We start from the raw sequence: 18,842 nt of genomic DNA on the forward strand, positions 1-18,842 counted from the left end.
GCTCAGCGCGCTGAATGACTAATACTCGGCTAAATGCTTAGCATGAAATCGTAAGTGATCTTCAATAAAGCTGCTGATGAAAAAGTAGCTGTGATCATAACCTTCATGGTATCGAAACTCAGCGGGATAGTTTATCTCTTGTGCTATCGCCTCAAGGGGCTTGGCTAACTTTTGGTGTTGGTAAAAGTCATCCGCTAGGCCTTGGTCAATCAACATGGGCAATTGTAAAAATTGGCCTTGTTGGCGCATTAGCTCACAACTGTCGTACTGTTGCCATTCGCTTTTGTCATTGCCTAAATAATGTTTAAAGGCTTTTTGTCCCCATGGGCAATCCATCGGATTCACAATCGGTGAAAAGGCCGACACCGAACTAAAGCGTTTCACGTTCGATAAGGCAATCATAAGTGCACCGTGGCCGCCCATCGAATGCCCAGCGATTGCCGCTTTAGGTTGAACCTGAAATTGCTGTTGAATAAGGCTAGGGAGCTCGTCTACTATGTAATCATACATGCGGTAATGCTCAGCCCAAGGGGCTTGAGTTGCATTCACATAAAAGCCAGCACCCAAACCTAAGTCGTAGGCTTGGTCGTCTGCATCGGGTACTGCATCACCTCGCGGGCTGGTGTCAGGTATGACAAGCATAATCCCCAACTCGCTGGCGACCCGCTGTGCTCCAGCTTTGGTGACAAAGTTTTCATCTGTACAGGTAAGCCCGCTTAACCAATAAACCACAGGCAGCGGTTTAGCCAGTTCAGCGGCAGGGGGTAAATACACGCTAAAATACATTTCGCAATTAAGCACAGCAGATTGATGGCTAAAACGCTTCTGCCAACCGCCAAAACAGCGATTTGCCGACACTTCATTTGCGCTCGAGGTTACGCTTGATGTAGCGCTCATTTGCTGTTGGCCGCTCATTAGTAATGCACCACTGAGCGTATCGATTTCCCTTCATGCATTAAATCAAATGCCGTGTTGATATCTTCTAGTGGCATGGTGTGGGTAATGAAGGTATCAAGCTCGAACTCGCCGTCCATGTAGCGTTGCACATAGTCTGGTAATTGGCTGCGACCTTTTACGCCACCAAATGCTGAGCCGCGCCATACTCGACCGGTAACAAGCTGGAACGGTCGAGTTGAGATTTCTTGGCCTGCACCGGCCACACCAATGATCACCGATTCGCCCCAGCCTTTATGACAACATTCAAGTGCTGAGCGCATCACATTCACATTACCGATACATTCGAATGAGTAATCTACGCCGCCATCGGTCATATCCACAATGACTTCTTGGATTGATTTATCAAAATCTTTTGGGTTCACCACATCGGTCGCACCAAGTTGCTTAGCAATTTTGAATTTATCTTCGTTCACATCAATAGCGATGATACGACCCGCTTTAGCCATTTTCGCGCCAATAAGCACAGATAAACCAATACCGCCTAAACCGAATACCGCCACCGTGTCGCCTTCCTGTACTTTGGCGGTGTTAGTGACAGCGCCCATGCCTGTGGTGACGCCACAGCCAAGTAAGCATACTTTTTCAAGAGGGGCTTCTTTGGGGATTTTAGCCAAGGCAATTTCAGGCACGACTGTGTGCTCAGCGAAGGTAGATGTGCCCATGTAATGATAAATAGGCTTACCATTTTTTGAAAAACGTGTGGTGCCATCTGGCATTACGCCTTTACCTTGCGTGGCACGTATTGCTTGGCATAGGTTAGTTTTACCTGACAGACAAAATTTACACTCGCCGCATTCTGGGGTGTATAACGGAATCACATGGTCGCCTACTTCGACAGACGTCACGCCTTCGCCGATGGCTTCCACGATCCCAGCGCCTTCATGGCCCAAAATAGCAGGAAAGATACCCTCCGGGTCATCGCCCGATAGGGTGTATGCATCGGTGTGACATACGCCAGTGGCGATGACTTTGATGAGTACTTCGCCTTTTTGAGGCGGCATTAAATCAACTTCTTCAATGGTTAATGGCTCGCCGGCTGCCCATGCAACCGCTGCTCGTGTTTTAATGCTTTGCATATTGTTGATCCTTTTGTTGAATACAGGGATTTCGAGAATTAACCACTTATTCCGACCAAATAGGTGGGTATTATCAAATAAACGATTTTACTTGCACGCTCTTACTTGCACATTCCCATCAGGCGAATGCGTCTGGGCTCCCAAATAATATCGTCGATGGTATAACCATTGGGACACAGATCGCGTTTGTCTAGGGTTTGCTTTAAATGCAGCACAGCTTTGTCTTCAAGCGCCAATTTGGTTTCATTATTTGGTTGCGGGTTTAAGTTTGAGCCGATTGGGCGATTACTTTGCCCACCTAGGCCTGCATCGCGACTTCCGCCTCTGCTTCCATCTCTACTGCCGCGTCTGCCACCACGCTCGCCTCTGTCTGTATCTTCTTCGGGTAAATTAAACCACGACAAACCGAAGGCAAATTGTGTCTCTCCGTTATCGCCGATTTGAGTACTGAAGTGATCTGTTGTTTGTATTGGTTTAGGTTCATTGCCGGCACAGCCAATTAGGCTTGCCGTGAGCAAAATTAAGGGCCATTGATACAGGTTCTTGTGCTGTTTTTTCACTTAAGCTTACTCACTTTTTATCGTTTGAAGGGTTAGTCTAAACGCTTAACAGGGACCAGTGCAATACAAGAGAGGGGCGAGGCTCATCACTAGCGTGAAGTGCCTTTCTATACGATTAAAATTGATACCAATTTGCACTGTTTTTATACAGCAGTAGGCTTTTTAATCTGGTATCTCGCTCTGCTTGTGCAACATTCTGCACCTTAGTTGTTAAAAGTGCGCCGTAGGTTTGCCACAGGTCGGCATAAGACCGGCTGAAGGTGGTTAACGGAAAATTACTGGCTAGCATCACTCGGCGCTCACCGAATATTTGCACGCAGGCCATCATCACAGTTTGGATGTCTTGTTGTGTGTAGGCGCGATTTTGCATTTCCCAACCAGAGAGCTTTATTGCCACACTTGGGTATTGCTCGAGTACACGAAGGTTGTGTTGCCAGCGGTCAAAGGCTTGCTGCCACGTTTGGGTGTTTGATCGAAGAGGCGGCCAACCTGCATGATTGATGATCACGCGCAAGGTAGGTGTACTATCAAGCAGCTTACACAGCGCTTGAGTGGCTTGCTTATCTGATAACGAAAACTGCGCATCGAAACTCAAACCATGCTCAGCCAATAAGGCCAAGTTCTTTTGAAACACCGAGCTACTTAACAACGAGTGAGCATTATCATCAAGAATATGCCTAATTCCGACAAGTGACTTTCGGCGCATTAATTCGCTTAACACGTTAGGGAAATCCCTAGAGGTTAAATTACCTCCTGCCACACTCTTAAATGCTACGGTACAATGTTGTTCAAGCCAATCTAGTTCGCGCCAGGGCTTAGCGTTGTCAAACCCTGCTTCTATGTGCACAAAACCGGCTAGGGTTAACGCGCTGGGGAGTTGTAACTCAGTTTGGCCCACATCACGATTGATTGTGTGTTTGTCTGGCCAGTGGGGGGCATTTTCGGGTTTTAACCAACCGTATTGGCCGTCACTTAGGTTAAAAAGGTGCAAATGTGGGTCGATGATGTCCATGTTGCTACTTGCCGTTTTCCTTTGTGTGTACCGCTTATCTGTGTACCGCTTTAAAACGGCTACTGAGCTGTGTAGCCGCCATCAATAACTTGCAAACTGCCGGTTATAAACTCAGCGTGCTCACTGGCCAAAAAGTAACAAAGCTGCGCCACTTCATCAGGTTGGCCCAATCGCCCCAGTGGTTGCAACGCCGCTTCTTCGGCGTGCACCTCGTCGCTGTCACGACCTGACTTTTCAAGGTAACTATCAATCGCTTTATGATAAAGAGGAGTTTCTATTGTGCCAGGGCACACCGCATTCGCACGAATATTGTGCTTGGCATAATCTAGCGCGGTCGTTTTGGCCATTGACGCCAAAGCGGATTTGGTCAGGTTATAAGCAAAGGAATTTTGTTTGGCGATCAGCGCTTGATCAGAGGCCATTAGAATAATTGAACCTGATTTATGCTCTACCATGCTTGGCAGCACACCTTGAATGGCGGCGTAAGCGCCTTTGACATTAATGGAAAACATCTGGTCAAGCACGTCTTCACTGGTTTGCTCGATATTGGCTGATAGATGCACACCAGCGTTAGACACCAAACAGTCAATTTTTGAATGTTTATTGCCGATACTGGCAATAATACTTTTCACCTGTGCCACGTTTGCTACATCACACTCTTGCCAGACTACAGCTGAGTGGGCTTGCATAGGTGCTTGTAAATCTAAATTAAAAACTTGGTAGCCCTTTTTGGCAAAGAGCTGACAAATAGCAGCCCCTATCCCTAAGCTTCCACCGGTGACAATACAAACGGGCTGTTTAGTGCTTGAAGTCATATTACCTCTTAACGGTTGATTCACGGTTTGCTAAATCGGTTTAATTTAGCAAACAGGCGCTACACATAGCATGAGTTACTCGTCGTCGAACTCTTTGCCCATTTGCAGGGTGCGGGTCGCCAACTGCACTTCTTTTAAGAATGAAATTAAAGCAGCAATGAGTAACAAAAGAGCGATAACAAAAAGGATCACAATGGCTTTGGTCAAGTCCATCAGTAAGAATTCGCCGATAAACAAACAACATACCACTGAACAGACAAACAGCGCCGATGCGGTACACATACCAATAGAGCGGTTGATAATTTTAATCCGGCGCCACAGGTACTTAAGCTCAACGTGAGAGATTTTCAATTTATCGGGGTTCTTAAGAATAGCGACACGGCGCTCAATAATGCGCGCTCGATCAACGATGCGCCCCAAGCGACCTGACATCACATTTAAGAAGCCAGCGATGCCGGTCAGCATAAAGACTGGCGCAACGACGATTTGGATAACCTGAGCTAAATCAGAAATCGATGACTCCACGTTTAAGCACTCAAGTCAGTGTTTACTGCACGCGAGGCCCATAAATCGTATTCATCAGCGTGTTCAACTGTGGCGGTAATCAAGTCACCAGGTTTAAGCTCAACGTCACCATTTAAATAAACTAAACCGTCAATTTCAGGGGCATCGGCAAAGCTACGACCGATAGCGCCTTCTTCATCAACTTCATCGATGAGGACCTGAATAGTGCTACCGATTCGGCGCTGCAATTTAGCCGTGCTGATTTGCTGTTGTTTTTGCATAAAGCGCTCGAAGCGCTCTTGTTTGACCTCTTCACTGACAGGGTCTGGCAAATCGTTTGCTTTCGCGCCTTCAACGTCTGAGTATTTAAAGCAGCCAACACGCTCAAGTTGGGCTTCGTCTAAAAAGTCGAGCAGCATTTGAAAGTCTTCTTCGGTTTCACCAGGAAAGCCCACAATAAAGGTAGAGCGGATAACTAACTCTGGGCACAGTTCGCGCCATTTTTTAATGCGCTCCATGGTGCGCTCAGCAGCGGCAGGGCGCTTCATCAATTTAAGAATGCGCGGGCTCGCATGTTGAAAAGGAATGTCGAGGTAGGGCAGTACTTTACCTGAGGCCATTAGGGGCATAACCTTGTCGACCGACGGGTAAGGGTAAACATAATGTAAGCGCACCCACATGCCCATCTCACCGAGTTTTTCGCACAATTCTGTCATGCCTGTTTTAACCGGCATGCCATTCCAAAAGCCCATTTTGTTTTTTACATCTACGCCATAAGCGCTGGTGTCTTGTGAAATAACCAACAGCTCTTTCACGCCCGCGTTTTTCAAGCGCTGCGCTTCATCTAAAACCTCACCAATAGGGCGGCTAACCAAATCGCCGCGCATGGAAGGAATAATGCAGAAGGTGCATCTGTGGTTACAGCCTTCAGATATTTTTAAGTAGGCATAATGGCGCGGCGTGAGTTTCACACCAATATCTGGCACCAAATTCATATACGGGTTATAACTTGGCTGAGGTAAATGCTCGTGTACTTGATTCACCACCTCTTCGTAAGCGTGAGGGCCGGTAATGGCCAGTACGTTGGGATGCACTTCGCGAATTTCGTCTTCTTTTATGCCCAAACAGCCAGTTACAATGACTTTGCCGTTCTCAGCGAGCGCTTCGCCTATGGTATCGAGCGACTCTTGTACTGCGGTATCGATAAAGCCGCAAGTGTTTACAATCACTAAATCCGCATCATCATAGGTATTGACCACGTCATAACCCTCTGTGCGCAATTGGGTCAAAATACGCTCAGAGTCGACTAGGTTTTTCGGGCAGCCAAGGCTGACAAAACCAATCCGCGAGCCGGTGGATAAGCTACTTGGCTTATCGGCTTCGATAATTTTTACCGGTGTTTCTAAAGTCGTGGTTTGTTTTGGATTAAAGGTTTCAACAGTCATCAAATGCTCAAAATAGTGTAATGGATCAATTAAGTAGATCGGGGCGAACGCCCAGTTGCGGCGATTATAACGGAAATGGATTGCGATGCACATGACAGATAATTGTCTTTGATTATTGAGCTCGACGAGACCGTAATTTTTTTAATCTATTAGCAAGCTTTAGCCTATTCTCGATGTTATTTTGCTATTTCAATATGAGTCGTGAAGCTCTATTTCGGTGGCGATATACCAAGAGTAATCGCATTTAAGACGAACCGTACTGATGTGCTCTAAGCAGGCGGACTGAGTTTAGATAGCATCACGTGTTGAGACATTGTATCGCGTTAGGCTAAAACCATACCCATGGTTCCAGCAATTAAACCGTAGAGCAGTAATACCAATATGCTGCGCTTGAGAATGTAGCCCTCACTATTTTGTAGCGCGAGAATAGAGGTCACTGCCACTATATTGTTGATGCAAATCATGTTCCCCATGGCGGCACCCACCGACTGTAAAGCCAAGATGGTTGTTACATTCAACTGTAAATCGCTGGCAATAGTCTGCTGAACACCGGCAAATGTGAGGTTTGATATTGTGGCTGAACCAGAGAAGAACGAACCTAATGCGCCAAGAAATGGCGCGAAGAACCCCCAGTACTGGCCACTAATGCCTGCTAAATGTCGACCGATTAAACTCACCGCAGAATATTCTTCAGTGAGCATCATCATGTTGACAAAGACTAAGGCCCCAAAAAGCGCAATCACTGGCTTTTTCATACTGTTTTTGGTGTGACTTACCACGTTTGCGAATGAGCTGCTCTTAAACAACCACAGCGTTAAACAACCCAATACTACGAATGGTAAAATGGAGGGAACATACAAGGTGTTGTGCTGCCAGCTAATGGGCGTTTGTAGTATGCGTTCGAGTTTAACAACCAGTGATGCACTAATACTGACGTCGCCTAAGGGCCCAGCGCTTATCCCCCATGCAGGTGATGTGAGTTGCAGTAAGTTCTTGATGCCCAGCTCAGGAATACGTGTCACAACCAATAGCAATATTGTTCCCCATAGCGGAAAACTGGCTTTTAGCAGAATGGGCATTGATACCTGCACCGGTATTTGCACCGAACAGTGGCGGTCATTTTGGCGTTGGTGTAGGCCAATATTATATTTCGCCAGTAACAGGGTAATTATCAGGCCGATGAAACCGCCCACCAGAGAGGGAAATTCAACCGATACTTGACTCAACATTAAATACGGTAGGGTGCAAGAGAAGGTTGATAACACAATAAATAGCCAATTTTGCTTAAGTTGGATTTTTTTCTCGACCACTAAGGCCAGCGCCGCCATGACGATAAAGGGAGCAGCAACCGAATTGATAAGCGCAGACTTCCAAGCAACATCTTGCAGTAACACAGGGGTTAATTCGGTTAAAGCTAAGCCAAACCAAATAGGTGTACCCACGGCGCCAAATGTGACTGGTATGGTATTGAAAACAAGACAGGCGATGGCGACCCTGAGGGCCGGGAAGCCTAATCCGACAAGTATAGGCGCAGCGATGGCAGCAGGAGTGCCAAATCCGCTCGCGCCTTCAATCAAAAAGGCAAAAGCCCAACCCACGACCATCAGTTGGGCTATTGAATTACTGCTGATGCGATTTAGCCAGCTACGGATTATGCCTAACGCTCCGGTGACTTCCATACACCGAAACAGAAAAATTGCTCCGGCGATAATCATGATAGGGGTAAGCGCCAACAACAACCCGCTGATGACCGAGGCATTCACTAGCCGTAGCTCAAAATCAAATACAAACAGAACTACCAGATAGGCAATCAATGCACTCAAAGGCAATGCTTTGCTGGCCGCTACACTGTGTTTTTTCGTCATTAAATAGATGAGTATAGCAACGGGTAAGTACGCACTTATGAGTAACAACATAGATGGCCTTTGAAACAAGTTATTCCCTAGTGGGGTATTGTTATTGCGCTTTTAGCATGATGTCAAAGACTATTGTGGCGGTAAACGAAGGCAGTCTAGAGTGAATTTCTATCAGTGTTGTATGTTAACGGCTTTATGTTTAATTTTCTAAGCGCATATGCTTGCGATCATTCACTAAAAACGTATCACGGCATTATCCGTGTAATGACTGAATGAAGCTGGCAAATACAAAACAGGATTAATTGTGAGTAGGTACATCTATTAAGCATCAGTTCTTGTATAATCCTTATGATGAAACACATCAATTGGTTGAATTGCACTTACTTATACGTGCTTATTTAAACGTGCATAGTAAACCTGCTTATTTGAATGTGTTTTTTTAATTGTGCAAAGATTAATCTGCCTTCGCTCGCGAACTGGCCTGTAAAGCCCAATATCATCCCCTTCTATTGAATGCCATATTTGAATTTGGCTAATACGAGTAAATACCATGAAAAAAACATTCGTTCTGTCTCATCCGAAAATCAAACTGCCAAGACTAGTCGAAGCCATTAAGTTTGAAGTAAAGAAATATCTTAGACGAGAGAGAAAAAAGTCACTTCCTGAGGGCGCTGATTATTGGGATTTTGACTGTCGTTTCGGAGCGGATAAGGATAGTGCACAAGTCATTCACCTTGGTTCAATTAATAAACATATCGATGAAGCCGAAAAAAACGAACTTGCCTCTTTTTACTTAGAAATACTCGCCAAGCCCGGCGTTAAAAAACTAACTGAGTAAAATACATATTCAGGGCATTCCGTTTACCATTAAAGCAATGAGGTAATGCTCTCTCTTGCTGACCCCATTGAGTGCCGCTTTGCAAGCGGCTTTCATTCAAGAGCAAGCAATACAAACACATTGAGCACACCATGCTCTATATATATCCGCGTTTACTATCTGCAAAAACAATGTTATTTCGTTTGATTTTTGTATGGTTTTTTCAGCGTTTTTTTAATACGTTCTTATGAACTTTTTTCAGCGAGTCATGTACTAGTAAAACATACCTTTTAGAATCAAAGGAGACTTAGTCATCCCTCAAGACAAAGCCAGCCATATACTCAGCCAACCAGAGCACTGTATCAAGGTACGTGGTGCCCGCGTCCATAACTTAAAGAATGTGAGTCTTGATTTACCGCGCAATGCGTTGGTGGTATTTACCGGCATTTCAGGCTCAGGTAAATCCTCCCTGGCCTTTGGTACATTATTCGCTGAATCTCAGCGCCGTTATCTCGATTCGGTATCCCCTTATGCACGGCGCTTAATTGATCAGGTCGAAGAGCCAGATGTTGACGCTATTGAGGGCTTGCCGCCTGCGGTAGCCCTGCAGCAACAAAGAGGCACTCCTTCGGTTCGCTCTTCCGTGGGCAGTGTTACCACCATATCTAATGCCCTGCGAATGCTTTACTCCCGGGCGGGTGATTATCCGGATGGTCAATCCATTTTATATGCAGACTCATTTTCACCGAATACCGCCCAAGGGGCGTGCCCTAAATGCCATGGCATTGGCCGTGTTTTTGATGTGACCGAAGCACTATTGGTACCTGATGACAGTAAAACCATACGAGACAGAGCGATTGCGGCGTGGCCGCCTGCATGGCAAGGCGCAAATTTAAGCCGAATTCTGGTTTCTCTTGGTTACGACATCGATGTTCCGTGGCGTGATTTGCCTAAAAAGGCCAGGCAGTGGATTTTATTCACTGATGAAACCCCTACAGTGCCAGTCTATCCTGAATACAATTTAAAGCAGGCTCAAGCCGCCATTAAAAATGATGAAGCACCTAGCTATATGGGTACGTTTACCAGCGCCCAGCGCTTCGTATTGCAGTCTTTTGCTACTACGCAAAGCCCGCGCACTAAAAAACGTGTATCGCAATTTATGCAGATTTCACAGTGCCCCGAGTGTGAAGGCAAAAAGCTTAAGCGAGAGTCGCTATCGGTTACTTTTACTGGTGTGGATATTGGGCAGTTATCACAATTAACCTTGACTGACTTGGCCGAAAGATTACGTGAAACAGCGACTACCCAACCCAGTGAAGAATTAAAGGATCGTGAAAAAGTCATAGTGGCTCAACGCTTAGCCAGCGATATTTTAGCGAGAGTTGAAGCACTGACGTATTTAGGCCTTGGGTATTTGTCCCTTGAACGTAGTACCACCACACTGTCGCCTGGGGAGTTACAACGTTTGCGCTTGGCGACACAAATTCGCTCGCAGTTATTCGGTGTGGTTTACGTGCTAGATGAGCCATCCGCCGGGTTGCATCCTGCTGATAAAAAAGCCTTGTTAGGCTCATTAGATGCGTTAGTTGGGGCGGGAAACTCAGTCTTTATGGTGGAGCATGATGTGAGCGTTATTCGTCATGCAGATTGGATAGTCGATGTAGGGCCAGACGCTGGCACCCATGGCGGCGAGATTATCTATAATGGCCCAGTTGAAGGGCTAGAAGGTAATCAACGCTCGCATACCGCTAAGCATTTATTCGAGAGTTCAGCAGAAATAGGGCGCACGCCGCGAGAGGCGAAGGCATGGTTAAAACTTGCAGGCGTGACCCGTAATAACGTACAGAATCTCGATGTGGCATTCCCACTTGGGATTATAACCACCGTAACGGGGGTCTCTGGCTCGGGTAAGTCGAGTCTAGTCAGTCAAGCATTGGTTGAATTAGTCAATGAAGGCTTAGGCGTGAAGAAAACCGTTGATGTGCCTAGTGATGAAGCTGATCTGCTCGAACAAGAAACCGAGACGAGCACAGGTGGGCATATCGTTGACGGGCTAACGCACGTGAAGCGCTTGATCACGGTGGATCAAAAACCCATCGGCAGAACGCCGCGCTCTAATTTAGCCACATACACTGGGCTATTCGATCATGTTCGTAAGTTATTTGCCGGCACCAAAGAGTCGAAGAAAAGACGCTACGACGCAGGGCGCTTTTCCTTCAATGTGACTAAAGGCCGTTGCAGTAATTGTGACGGGGTGGGTTTTGTGAGCGTTGAGTTACTCTTCTTACCTAGTGTGTATTCGCCTTGCCCAGTGTGTCAGGGCCAGCGCTACAACGATAAAACCCTAGAAATCACCTATCGAGACAAAAGTATCGCCGATGTGCTGGGTTTGACGGTCGAGGCAGCTCACACCTTTTTCGTTGACGAGCCACCTGTGCTGCGAGCATTGGATGCCTTAATTCAAGTAGGTCTTGGCTATTTACGTCTTGGCCAACCAGCCACGGAGTTATCGGGTGGTGAAGCTCAGCGTATTAAGCTGGCAACCGAGCTACAGCGAGTGCAAAAAGGTGACACGCTATACGTGTTAGATGAGCCCACCACAGGTTTACACCCAAAAGATGCGGCTATGTTGATGTCGCAACTCAATGGGTTGGTGGATGCAGGCAATACTGTGATCATGGTTGAACACGACATGAAAGTGGCCAGCAACAGTGATTGGGTCATTGATATCGGCCCAGAAGCAGGTGATAAGGGCGGTAAAGTCGTCGCACAGGGCACACCAAAACAAGTCGCAACTAATAAACAAAGTCGGACGGCACCCTTCTTACTGGTTTGACGGTATAGCCTTAAGGGTAATGTTTTAATACGTTGCCATCCAACGCCATGTATTGCATTCATACTGGCCGTTTCAGTGACAGACGCTGATGATGCGGTGTCTGCTATTTTATGTGTGTTCTTTTCCTTAGAGCTTTTGGATAACTGAAAGCTCTTAACCCCAGTACAAAGGCCCCAAGTACACATTGCTACTTGGGACTTTTTCTGCTTTTCCATTCTCCAATGAAACGTTTCCTTTTCATATCACTATGCGGTAAACCGTTATCATTTTAAATAATTTTATTTCTTTTGAGGTAAATATAATTACCTTTTTCTAGTATTTATATTCAATAAATTCAGAATCTTATTGTTCTTGCTTTTATTTCAGGTTCGAATTTTAAGGGAAACTGTTTGCATTTATGGTGTTGTTATATTGTTAACTGCATGCTAATTTCCTTACAAACTTGGAGTTGGTAACCACGCAAGTCGTCTAAACATTCAAGACTTGGTAGAGACAAGTCTAGAGAACGACGCAAACTACGAACGGACAGCCAGTGCGTGGCGAAGTAAAGCCGGGTTTTTAGCAACCGAATGCCTAATACGAATACATACGAATAAAATTTTCGGAGAACAAAATGAGAGCCAAAACGAAATACACCCTTTTAGCATCATCCATCGCCATGATAAACAGCACCGGTCAACTAAGGGCGCAAGAAAGTGCAATTGACGCAGGTGCGAATGAAGATATTGAGCAAATTTCGGTGGTAGGCATACGTTCGAGTATTGCGAGTTCAGTGGCGCGTAAGCAAGAGTCAGGTCAGGTTGCAGATGTTATTTCAGCTGAAGATATTGGTAAGTTTCCCGACTTGAACGTTGCTGAATCACTACAGCGTATTCCGGGGATACAGATTTCACGCTCCCGGGGTGAAGCGTCTGGTGTGTCTATTCGTGGGCTTGATGAAGTGGCGACGTTACTAAATGGTCGGAATTATTTCGGCGGTGCATCGGGGGTTAGTATTAATCGCTTTGCCAGTTTCGAGGATATTCCAGCGGAATTGGTCGGCTCGGTGGTGGTGTATAAATCGGTTTCGGCAGATATTCTCGAAGGGGGCATTGGGGGCGTAGTGGACATCGAGCGCACTGATGCGTTAAGTCTAAGCGGACCTACTATCGCTGGTAGTCTTAAAGAGCACTACGGTGATTTATCTAAAGAATGGTCGCCTAGAGGTTCTCTAGTGGTGGGGAACGTCTGGGATTATGGTAACAGTGGCGGTGAAATAGGGGTTATCTTCGGTGTTTCCTATTTAGAACGAGAATATCGGGAAGACTTAGTACGCAATTCTAGCGCAACCCCTATTGAGGGAGACTTTCCTAGTGGCACGGCCCCAAGCGGAGCTAAAACCAGTGCGTCACTCAATTCATCTCCGGCTTGGGGCGATCGAGAGCGTACCGTTTATTCACTCGGTATCGATCTTTCACTCAACAGCGATACTAAGTTCTATTTTGATTCAGGCTACACCGATTACTCTACTGCACAGTTACGCGAAGAGTTTGTGTGGAGCTTTAACGGTGCAAACACAGTGGACGCTGACTTCTCAAATATTGATGAAAACAATTTATATCCTGCTTCTGTCACCTTAAGTGATATGGATTTTGATGTGCTCAGCATGATCGATGACAGATACACAACTACCTACGATTTGGCACTGGGTTTTGAAACAGTAGCCGGACCATGGCGCTTTGAAGGGGAAGTAAGCTACGTTGATACCGACAATGAAACAAATTTTCACAACACCCGCATTCGCGATACTTGGACTGCTCTGCCGGTTACGATTTCTAACAGTGGCTTTGTTAGCCAACCGCCTTCGGTTGACTTTGGCGATTTTGATGTAACAGATGAAGGTAATTTCGACATAGTGCAATGGCGCCATGAAAGTCGACAACTTAAGGCTGATGAATCCGCTGCTAAGTTAGACATAGATTACATGTTTGACGAAGGTGTCGTGCGCTCTATTGAGGCTGGGGTTCGTTTCGCGAGTTTAGGCACCAGCAAAAACATACAAAACAACCATATCTTTGATGCGTCAGGTGCAACCTATGGAAGTGACGACCCGCTTAATTTGGTCGAAGCCAGTACCTGGAATGACTTTATGGACGAATATGATGGTGGCAATTTTCCGAATGATTATGTGGCCGTAAACCCGGCTTATTTGTTGTCTCGTAATGATGAAATCCGCGAGTATTACGGTTTTACTGGCCAGTCTGAAACGGAAAACCCGCGAGACTCTTTTGACTATGAAGAGGAGGTCACGGCTGTGTATTTGAAGGCCAACTTTGAAACAGAAGTAGGGGGCTATTTTGTCGGTGGTGACTTAGGTGGCCGTTATGTACAAACCGACACCACAGCAGATTATTTCTTCGACACAGGTAACATCGATCAAAACGGCGCACCGATTTATGAGGGCACCAAAAGCGATAAAGATTACAGTGAATTTTTACCCTCATTTAATCTGAAAGTTGAATTAACTGACGAGATGCTTGTACGACTAGCGGGCTCGAAAACCTTTTCGCGGCCTCATTTTGGCGATTTAGCTCCCTCGTTAAATCTTAATTTTGAACAAGGACGAGGTACCGGCGGAAACCCAGATTTAGACCCATTTACCGCAACCAATTTAGATTTAAGCCTTGAATATTATTTCGCTAGTGGTGGCATGGCGTCGTCTGCCATTTTCTACAAAGACATTGATGGCTTTTTGCAAACATCTGAAAACCAAGAAACCATCGGCGGCAATGACTTCATTATTTTGCGCAAGAGTAACGGTGGTTCAGGCACGGTTCGAGGTTTAGAACTGGCCTATCAGCAATTCTTTGACTTTTTGCCCGTTCCTTTTGATGGCTTAGGGATTCAAGCAAACTACACCTACGTGGATTCAGACGTGCCATCGCCTAATCCTTTGTTGCCTAATATTTCTTTAGAGGGTTTGTCTGACAACAGTTATAACTTGGTTGCCATTTATGAAGATGACTTGTTTTCAGGGCGCTTGTCTTACAACTACCGCTCAGACTTTTTAGTCACCACCGAAGTGGCTCAAGAAGGATTTGGCCAACTTGATTTATCACTGTCGTACAACGTTTCTGAGAGCTTCCGTTTAACCCTAGATGCTTTAAACCTGCTGAGACGCGACCATTTCGAATATCGCGCAGGGGATAAGTATGACCCGTATCACTGGATCGCCACTGAAAGACAAGTGTTGGTCGGTGTGTCGTATACCTTTTAATTCACTTAGCTGTATGACAAACCTCTAGGTTGATCTTGGAGGTCGTTCTTCAGTATTGGATGAGTCAACAATAGATGAGTGTATTGCTAGGTTTCGTTCCCGTAAGAAAAAGAACAGGGCGCTAAGCAGTATGGTCGTTCTGTTCTTTTATTCTCCTCTGCTCAGCTCTGGGGTAATACGGCGGGTAGTGGGTGAGTAACGCAAATCAGTAGGGTTGTTTATCATGAAATACATTAAGACGCTTACCCTGAGCACCGTTATCTTGGTGCTTTGTGCAGCAAACGTTGCAGCTAAAAGCGAGCAAAGTAAGAATAATGAGGTCAACAGGCCAAATATCGTGATGATTGTGGCTGACGATCACGGATTAGATGCTATCGGTGCATACGGCAATAACGTGATCCAAACCCCAAATATTAATGCGCTGGCAAGAGACGGCTCTCGCTTTGAAAATGCGTTTGCTACTGTGTCAAGTTGTAGCCCTAGTCGCTCAGTTATTTTGACAGGTCAACATAATCACACCAATGGGATGTATGGCTTGCAGCATAAACAGCACCATTTCAGTAGTTTTGATGAAGTGCGATCGTTACCGGTCATGCTAAGTGAAAACGGTTATAGAACAGCAAGAATTGGTAAATATCACTTAGGGCCAAACAGCGTATTTAAGTTTGATAATGTGTTGTCAGAAGGCGCAGCCAATGATATGGCCTCAATTGCACGCAGCCCGGTTGAAATGGCGCAAAAAAGCGAAGCGTTTATAAGTGGTGACAGCGCGCCGTTCTTTTTATATTTTGCCAGTGACGACCCACATCGAGGTTACCCGTTTAAAACCTATCCCGAACCAAACCAATTTGGCAACCGGGAACAGGGTTACCCAGGCATAAAGCAGGTCGTGTATCAGCCTGGTGAAGTATTGGTACCACCGTACTTACCAGACACGCCCGCTGCACGCAAAGAGATAGCGCAATACTATCAGGCTATTTCGCGCCTCGATGAAGGTGTAGGCAAGCTGATTGAAATTCTCAAAGCCCAGGGAAAATACGACAATACCTTAATTTTATATTTGTCAGATAACGGCATTGCCTTTCCTGGTGCGAAAACCAATTTGTATGATGCCGGCATTCATCTGCCTTTAATTGTCAAAGCGCCAGCACAAAAAAACAGCATTAAGGCATGTGCAAAAAATATTCAAAATTGTGCTCGTCATCAGCAAATGGTGTCTTGGGTTGATTTAACGCCAACCGTCCTAGATTACGCACACGTAACGCCAATGCCTGAAAGTGTTCAGGGCAAATCATTTAAAATAATCTTAGAAAACGAACAGCCTACAGGCTGGGATCATGTTTTTGCATCCCACACTATGCACGAAGTCATGATGTATTACCCCATGCGCATGGTGCGAACCAAGCAATATAAATTGATTTGGAATATCGCCCATGAATTGAGCTACCCCTTTGCTGCGGACTTGCAGCAGTCCTTAGTCTGGCAAGATGTGCGTCGCCGCGGAATCACTCAATATGCGGGTCGCCAGATCGAGGACTTTTTACATCGCCCTGAGTTTGAGTTATTTGATATGAAAAATGACCGTCAAGAGCAACATAATCTCGCTGATCTAGCCCAGTTCAGTACTATAAAACATGAACTTATTCAACAGCTTAAAGCATTTCAACAACACACTCAGGACCCTTGGCTCACTAAATGGCAGTACCAGTAATTTATTGGGTTAATTGTCGAAATGGCCAAAGGGCTTTAGATCTTTTCAGGAGCAATAAAGAATGACTGTTATCAGAACCACAATGTCACGCTATTTAACTTTCATCATGGGCGTTACTGCCTTATCAGCGGGGGGGGGAGCATTCGCCGCAGAACAACCATCACAATCATCGTTATCACAAAAGCCCAATGTGGTGATTTTTTATGTGGACGACCTAGGTTACGGAGATATTTCCCCTAATGGCGCAATAGGGGTCAGTACACCTAATTTAGATGCGCTAGCGAGTAAAGGTGTGAGCTTCACAGATGCCCATAGCACTGCCTCTACTTGCACGCCTTCGCGCTATTCACTATTAACCGGTGAACACGGCTTTCGGCAAAACGCCGCTATTTTACCTGGCGATGCCCCTGCACTTATTCGACCGGGCAAAGCGACTTTGCCAAGCATGTTGCAAAAAGCGGGTTACACCACGGGTGTGATAGGAAAATGGCATTTAGGTTTAGGCGATGGTTCAGTTGATTGGAACCAAGACGTGAAACCTGGGCCACTGGAAATCGGCTTCAATTACAGCTTTTTGTTACCAGCAACGGGCGACAGGGTACCCACTGTCTATTTAGAAGATCATAAAGTGGTCAACTTAGAACGTAGCGACCCTATTGAAGTCAGTTACGATCATAAAGTAGGTGATCGCCCTACAGGTGTTGAGCACCCAGAATTACTGCGCATGAAAGCAGATTTGCAACATAGCGAAACGATTGTAAACGGCATCAGTCGTATAGGTAGCATGAGTGGTGGGGAAAGCGCCTTGTGGGTAGATGAAGAGTTTCCCGATGTGTTTTCTGAAAAAGCCGTGGATTTCATTGAGAAAAGCAAAAAAGATCCGTTCTTTTTGTTCTTCTCATTTCAAGATATTCACGTTCCTCGTATACCCAATGAGCGCTTTAAAGGTAAAAGCACTATGGGTCCAAGAGGTGATGCAATTGCCCAAATGGATTGGGTTGTCGGCAGAGTTATGCAGGAACTGAAGATTCAAGGGGTAGCCGATAATACCCTAGTGATATTCACCAGTGATAACGGGCCAGTGCTTGATGATGGCTACGACGATATGGCCGTAGAGATGTTAGGTGAGCATACACCCGCTGGGCCTTTTCGTGGCGGCAAGTACAGTGTCTTTGAGGGGGGAACGCGTGTGCCTATGATTGTATATTGGCCGAACAAGAGTGCCCATATCCGCAGCAACGCGCTTATCTCGCAAGTCGATATTTATGCGTCGTTGGCCGGTCTGGTTAATCAGCCACTGGCAAAAAAGGAAGCCATTGATAGCCTTGATGTAATGAAAGCACTGTTGGGTCAAACATCATCTGCACGTACTTATCTGCTAGAGGAATCTGCAGGTACAGTTGCATTGCGAAAAAATAACTGGAAATACATAAAAGCAATCAGTAAAGAGAAAGGGCTACCAAATTGGCTAGGCAATAAAGACATAGAAATGGGCTTTGAACTAACGCCACAGCTATTTGATTTAACCGATGACATTAGCGAGCAAACCAATCGAGCTAAAGAATACCCAGTGTTAGTTAACGCCATGGAGGAAAAAATCCAACAACTTATCGAAAAAGGCTTCAGATATAGCCAATAAGCAAATAACAAGTAGGGAACGGTCGTTGAATGCACCCATTAATAGGTCGCTTCAAGTTTAATGTCATCCTTTGTTGCAGCCGATACATAAGCTCTCCCATAGCCTTTTTACTATTCGTTACGTTTTCAGGTACGTCAAAAAGTATCGGTCGTCGGTTCTTTTTACGTGTTTTTAAAAGCGCATCTTAATCTTGATAAAGGGCTAACCACAGAGTTACCGCCACGTTGTAAAATGTGGGTGTATATTTGCGTAGTGCGCAAATCACTGTGACCTAGCTGGTCTTGCACAGTGAGAATATCAGCGCCTGATTGTAAAAGATGGGTCACGAATGAGTGGCGAAGCGTGTGCGGGGTAACGG

The 18,842-nt window shown here is 45.7% G+C and carries 14 protein-coding genes; 5 read left to right on the top strand and 9 right to left on the bottom strand.

What is annotated here, in order from left to right; translation table 11 throughout:
- Window positions 1-18 precede the first annotated feature (18 nt).
- The 8 genes from fghA to GMES_RS16275 all read right to left on the bottom strand — a co-directional run bounded on the left by fghA (window position 19) and on the right by GMES_RS16275 (window position 8,285).
- Window positions 19-915: an S-formylglutathione hydrolase gene (gene fghA, locus GMES_RS16240; RefSeq protein ID WP_006993837.1), complete on the bottom strand. Its 897-nt coding sequence runs from the start codon at window positions 913-915 to the stop codon at window positions 19-21.
- Window positions 915-2,033, bottom strand: coding sequence for an S-(hydroxymethyl)glutathione dehydrogenase/class III alcohol dehydrogenase (locus GMES_RS16245; protein ID WP_006993838.1), 1,119 nt, complete (start codon window positions 2,031-2,033; stop codon window positions 915-917). The genes fghA and GMES_RS16245 overlap by 1 nt, the downstream gene beginning before the upstream one ends.
- A gap of 101 nt (window positions 2,034-2,134) precedes the next feature.
- A complete protein-coding gene (locus GMES_RS16250; RefSeq protein WP_006993839.1) occupies window positions 2,135-2,593 on the bottom strand; it encodes a hypothetical protein in 459 nt (152 codons plus the stop codon).
- 115 nt (window positions 2,594-2,708) lie between these two features.
- Window positions 2,709-3,605, bottom strand: coding sequence for an amidohydrolase family protein (locus GMES_RS16255; protein ID WP_006993840.1), 897 nt, complete (start codon window positions 3,603-3,605; stop codon window positions 2,709-2,711).
- Between the two features lie 59 nt (window positions 3,606-3,664).
- Entirely contained in the window at window positions 3,665-4,420 is a 756-nt protein-coding gene (locus tag GMES_RS16260; protein ID WP_006993841.1) for an SDR family NAD(P)-dependent oxidoreductase, read from the bottom strand.
- A 75-nt stretch (window positions 4,421-4,495) separates the two neighbouring features.
- Entirely contained in the window at window positions 4,496-4,945 is a 450-nt protein-coding gene (locus GMES_RS16265; RefSeq protein ID WP_006993842.1) for a DUF2721 domain-containing protein, read from the bottom strand.
- Between the two features lie 2 nt (window positions 4,946-4,947).
- On the bottom strand, window positions 4,948-6,369 hold the full coding sequence (rimO, locus tag GMES_RS16270; RefSeq protein ID WP_006993843.1) for a 30S ribosomal protein S12 methylthiotransferase RimO: 1,422 nt from the start codon (window positions 6,367-6,369) through the stop codon (window positions 4,948-4,950).
- Between the two features lie 323 nt (window positions 6,370-6,692).
- Window positions 6,693-8,285 carry an L-lactate permease gene (locus GMES_RS16275; RefSeq protein ID WP_006993844.1) on the bottom strand — a complete coding sequence of 531 codons (1,593 nt, stop codon included), beginning with the start codon at window positions 8,283-8,285 and terminating at the stop codon, window positions 6,693-6,695.
- A 490-nt stretch (window positions 8,286-8,775) separates the two neighbouring features.
- Here GMES_RS16275 and GMES_RS16280 point away from each other — a divergent pair, with 490 nt between their 5' ends.
- The 5 genes from GMES_RS16280 to GMES_RS16300 all read left to right on the top strand — a co-directional run bounded on the left by GMES_RS16280 (window position 8,776) and on the right by GMES_RS16300 (window position 18,484).
- Window positions 8,776-9,063: a DUF6172 family protein gene (locus tag GMES_RS16280; RefSeq protein WP_006993845.1), complete on the top strand. Its 288-nt coding sequence runs from the start codon at window positions 8,776-8,778 to the stop codon at window positions 9,061-9,063.
- A 379-nt stretch (window positions 9,064-9,442) separates the two neighbouring features.
- Window positions 9,443-11,878: an excinuclease ABC subunit UvrA gene (locus tag GMES_RS16285; RefSeq protein WP_006993847.1), complete on the top strand. Its 2,436-nt coding sequence runs from the start codon at window positions 9,443-9,445 to the stop codon at window positions 11,876-11,878.
- A 613-nt stretch (window positions 11,879-12,491) separates the two neighbouring features.
- Complete coding sequence (locus GMES_RS16290) at window positions 12,492-15,134, top strand: TonB-dependent receptor (RefSeq protein WP_006993848.1); 2,643 nt, start codon at window positions 12,492-12,494, stop codon at window positions 15,132-15,134.
- Between the two features lie 223 nt (window positions 15,135-15,357).
- Window positions 15,358-16,845, top strand: coding sequence for a sulfatase family protein (locus GMES_RS16295; RefSeq protein WP_006993849.1), 1,488 nt, complete (start codon window positions 15,358-15,360; stop codon window positions 16,843-16,845).
- A gap of 61 nt (window positions 16,846-16,906) precedes the next feature.
- Complete coding sequence (locus GMES_RS16300; protein ID WP_006993850.1) at window positions 16,907-18,484, top strand: sulfatase family protein; 1,578 nt, start codon at window positions 16,907-16,909, stop codon at window positions 18,482-18,484.
- A 161-nt stretch (window positions 18,485-18,645) separates the two neighbouring features.
- On the opposite strand, the gene GMES_RS16305 is transcribed toward GMES_RS16300, so the two are convergent.
- On the bottom strand, window positions 18,646-18,842 hold a 197-nt coding region (locus tag GMES_RS16305), incomplete at its 5' end, for a tyrosine-type recombinase/integrase (protein WP_039987647.1).

The organism is Paraglaciecola mesophila KMM 241, assembly GCF_000315015.1.
GTDB classification, from domain to species: Bacteria; Pseudomonadota; Gammaproteobacteria; order Enterobacterales; family Alteromonadaceae; genus Paraglaciecola; species Paraglaciecola mesophila.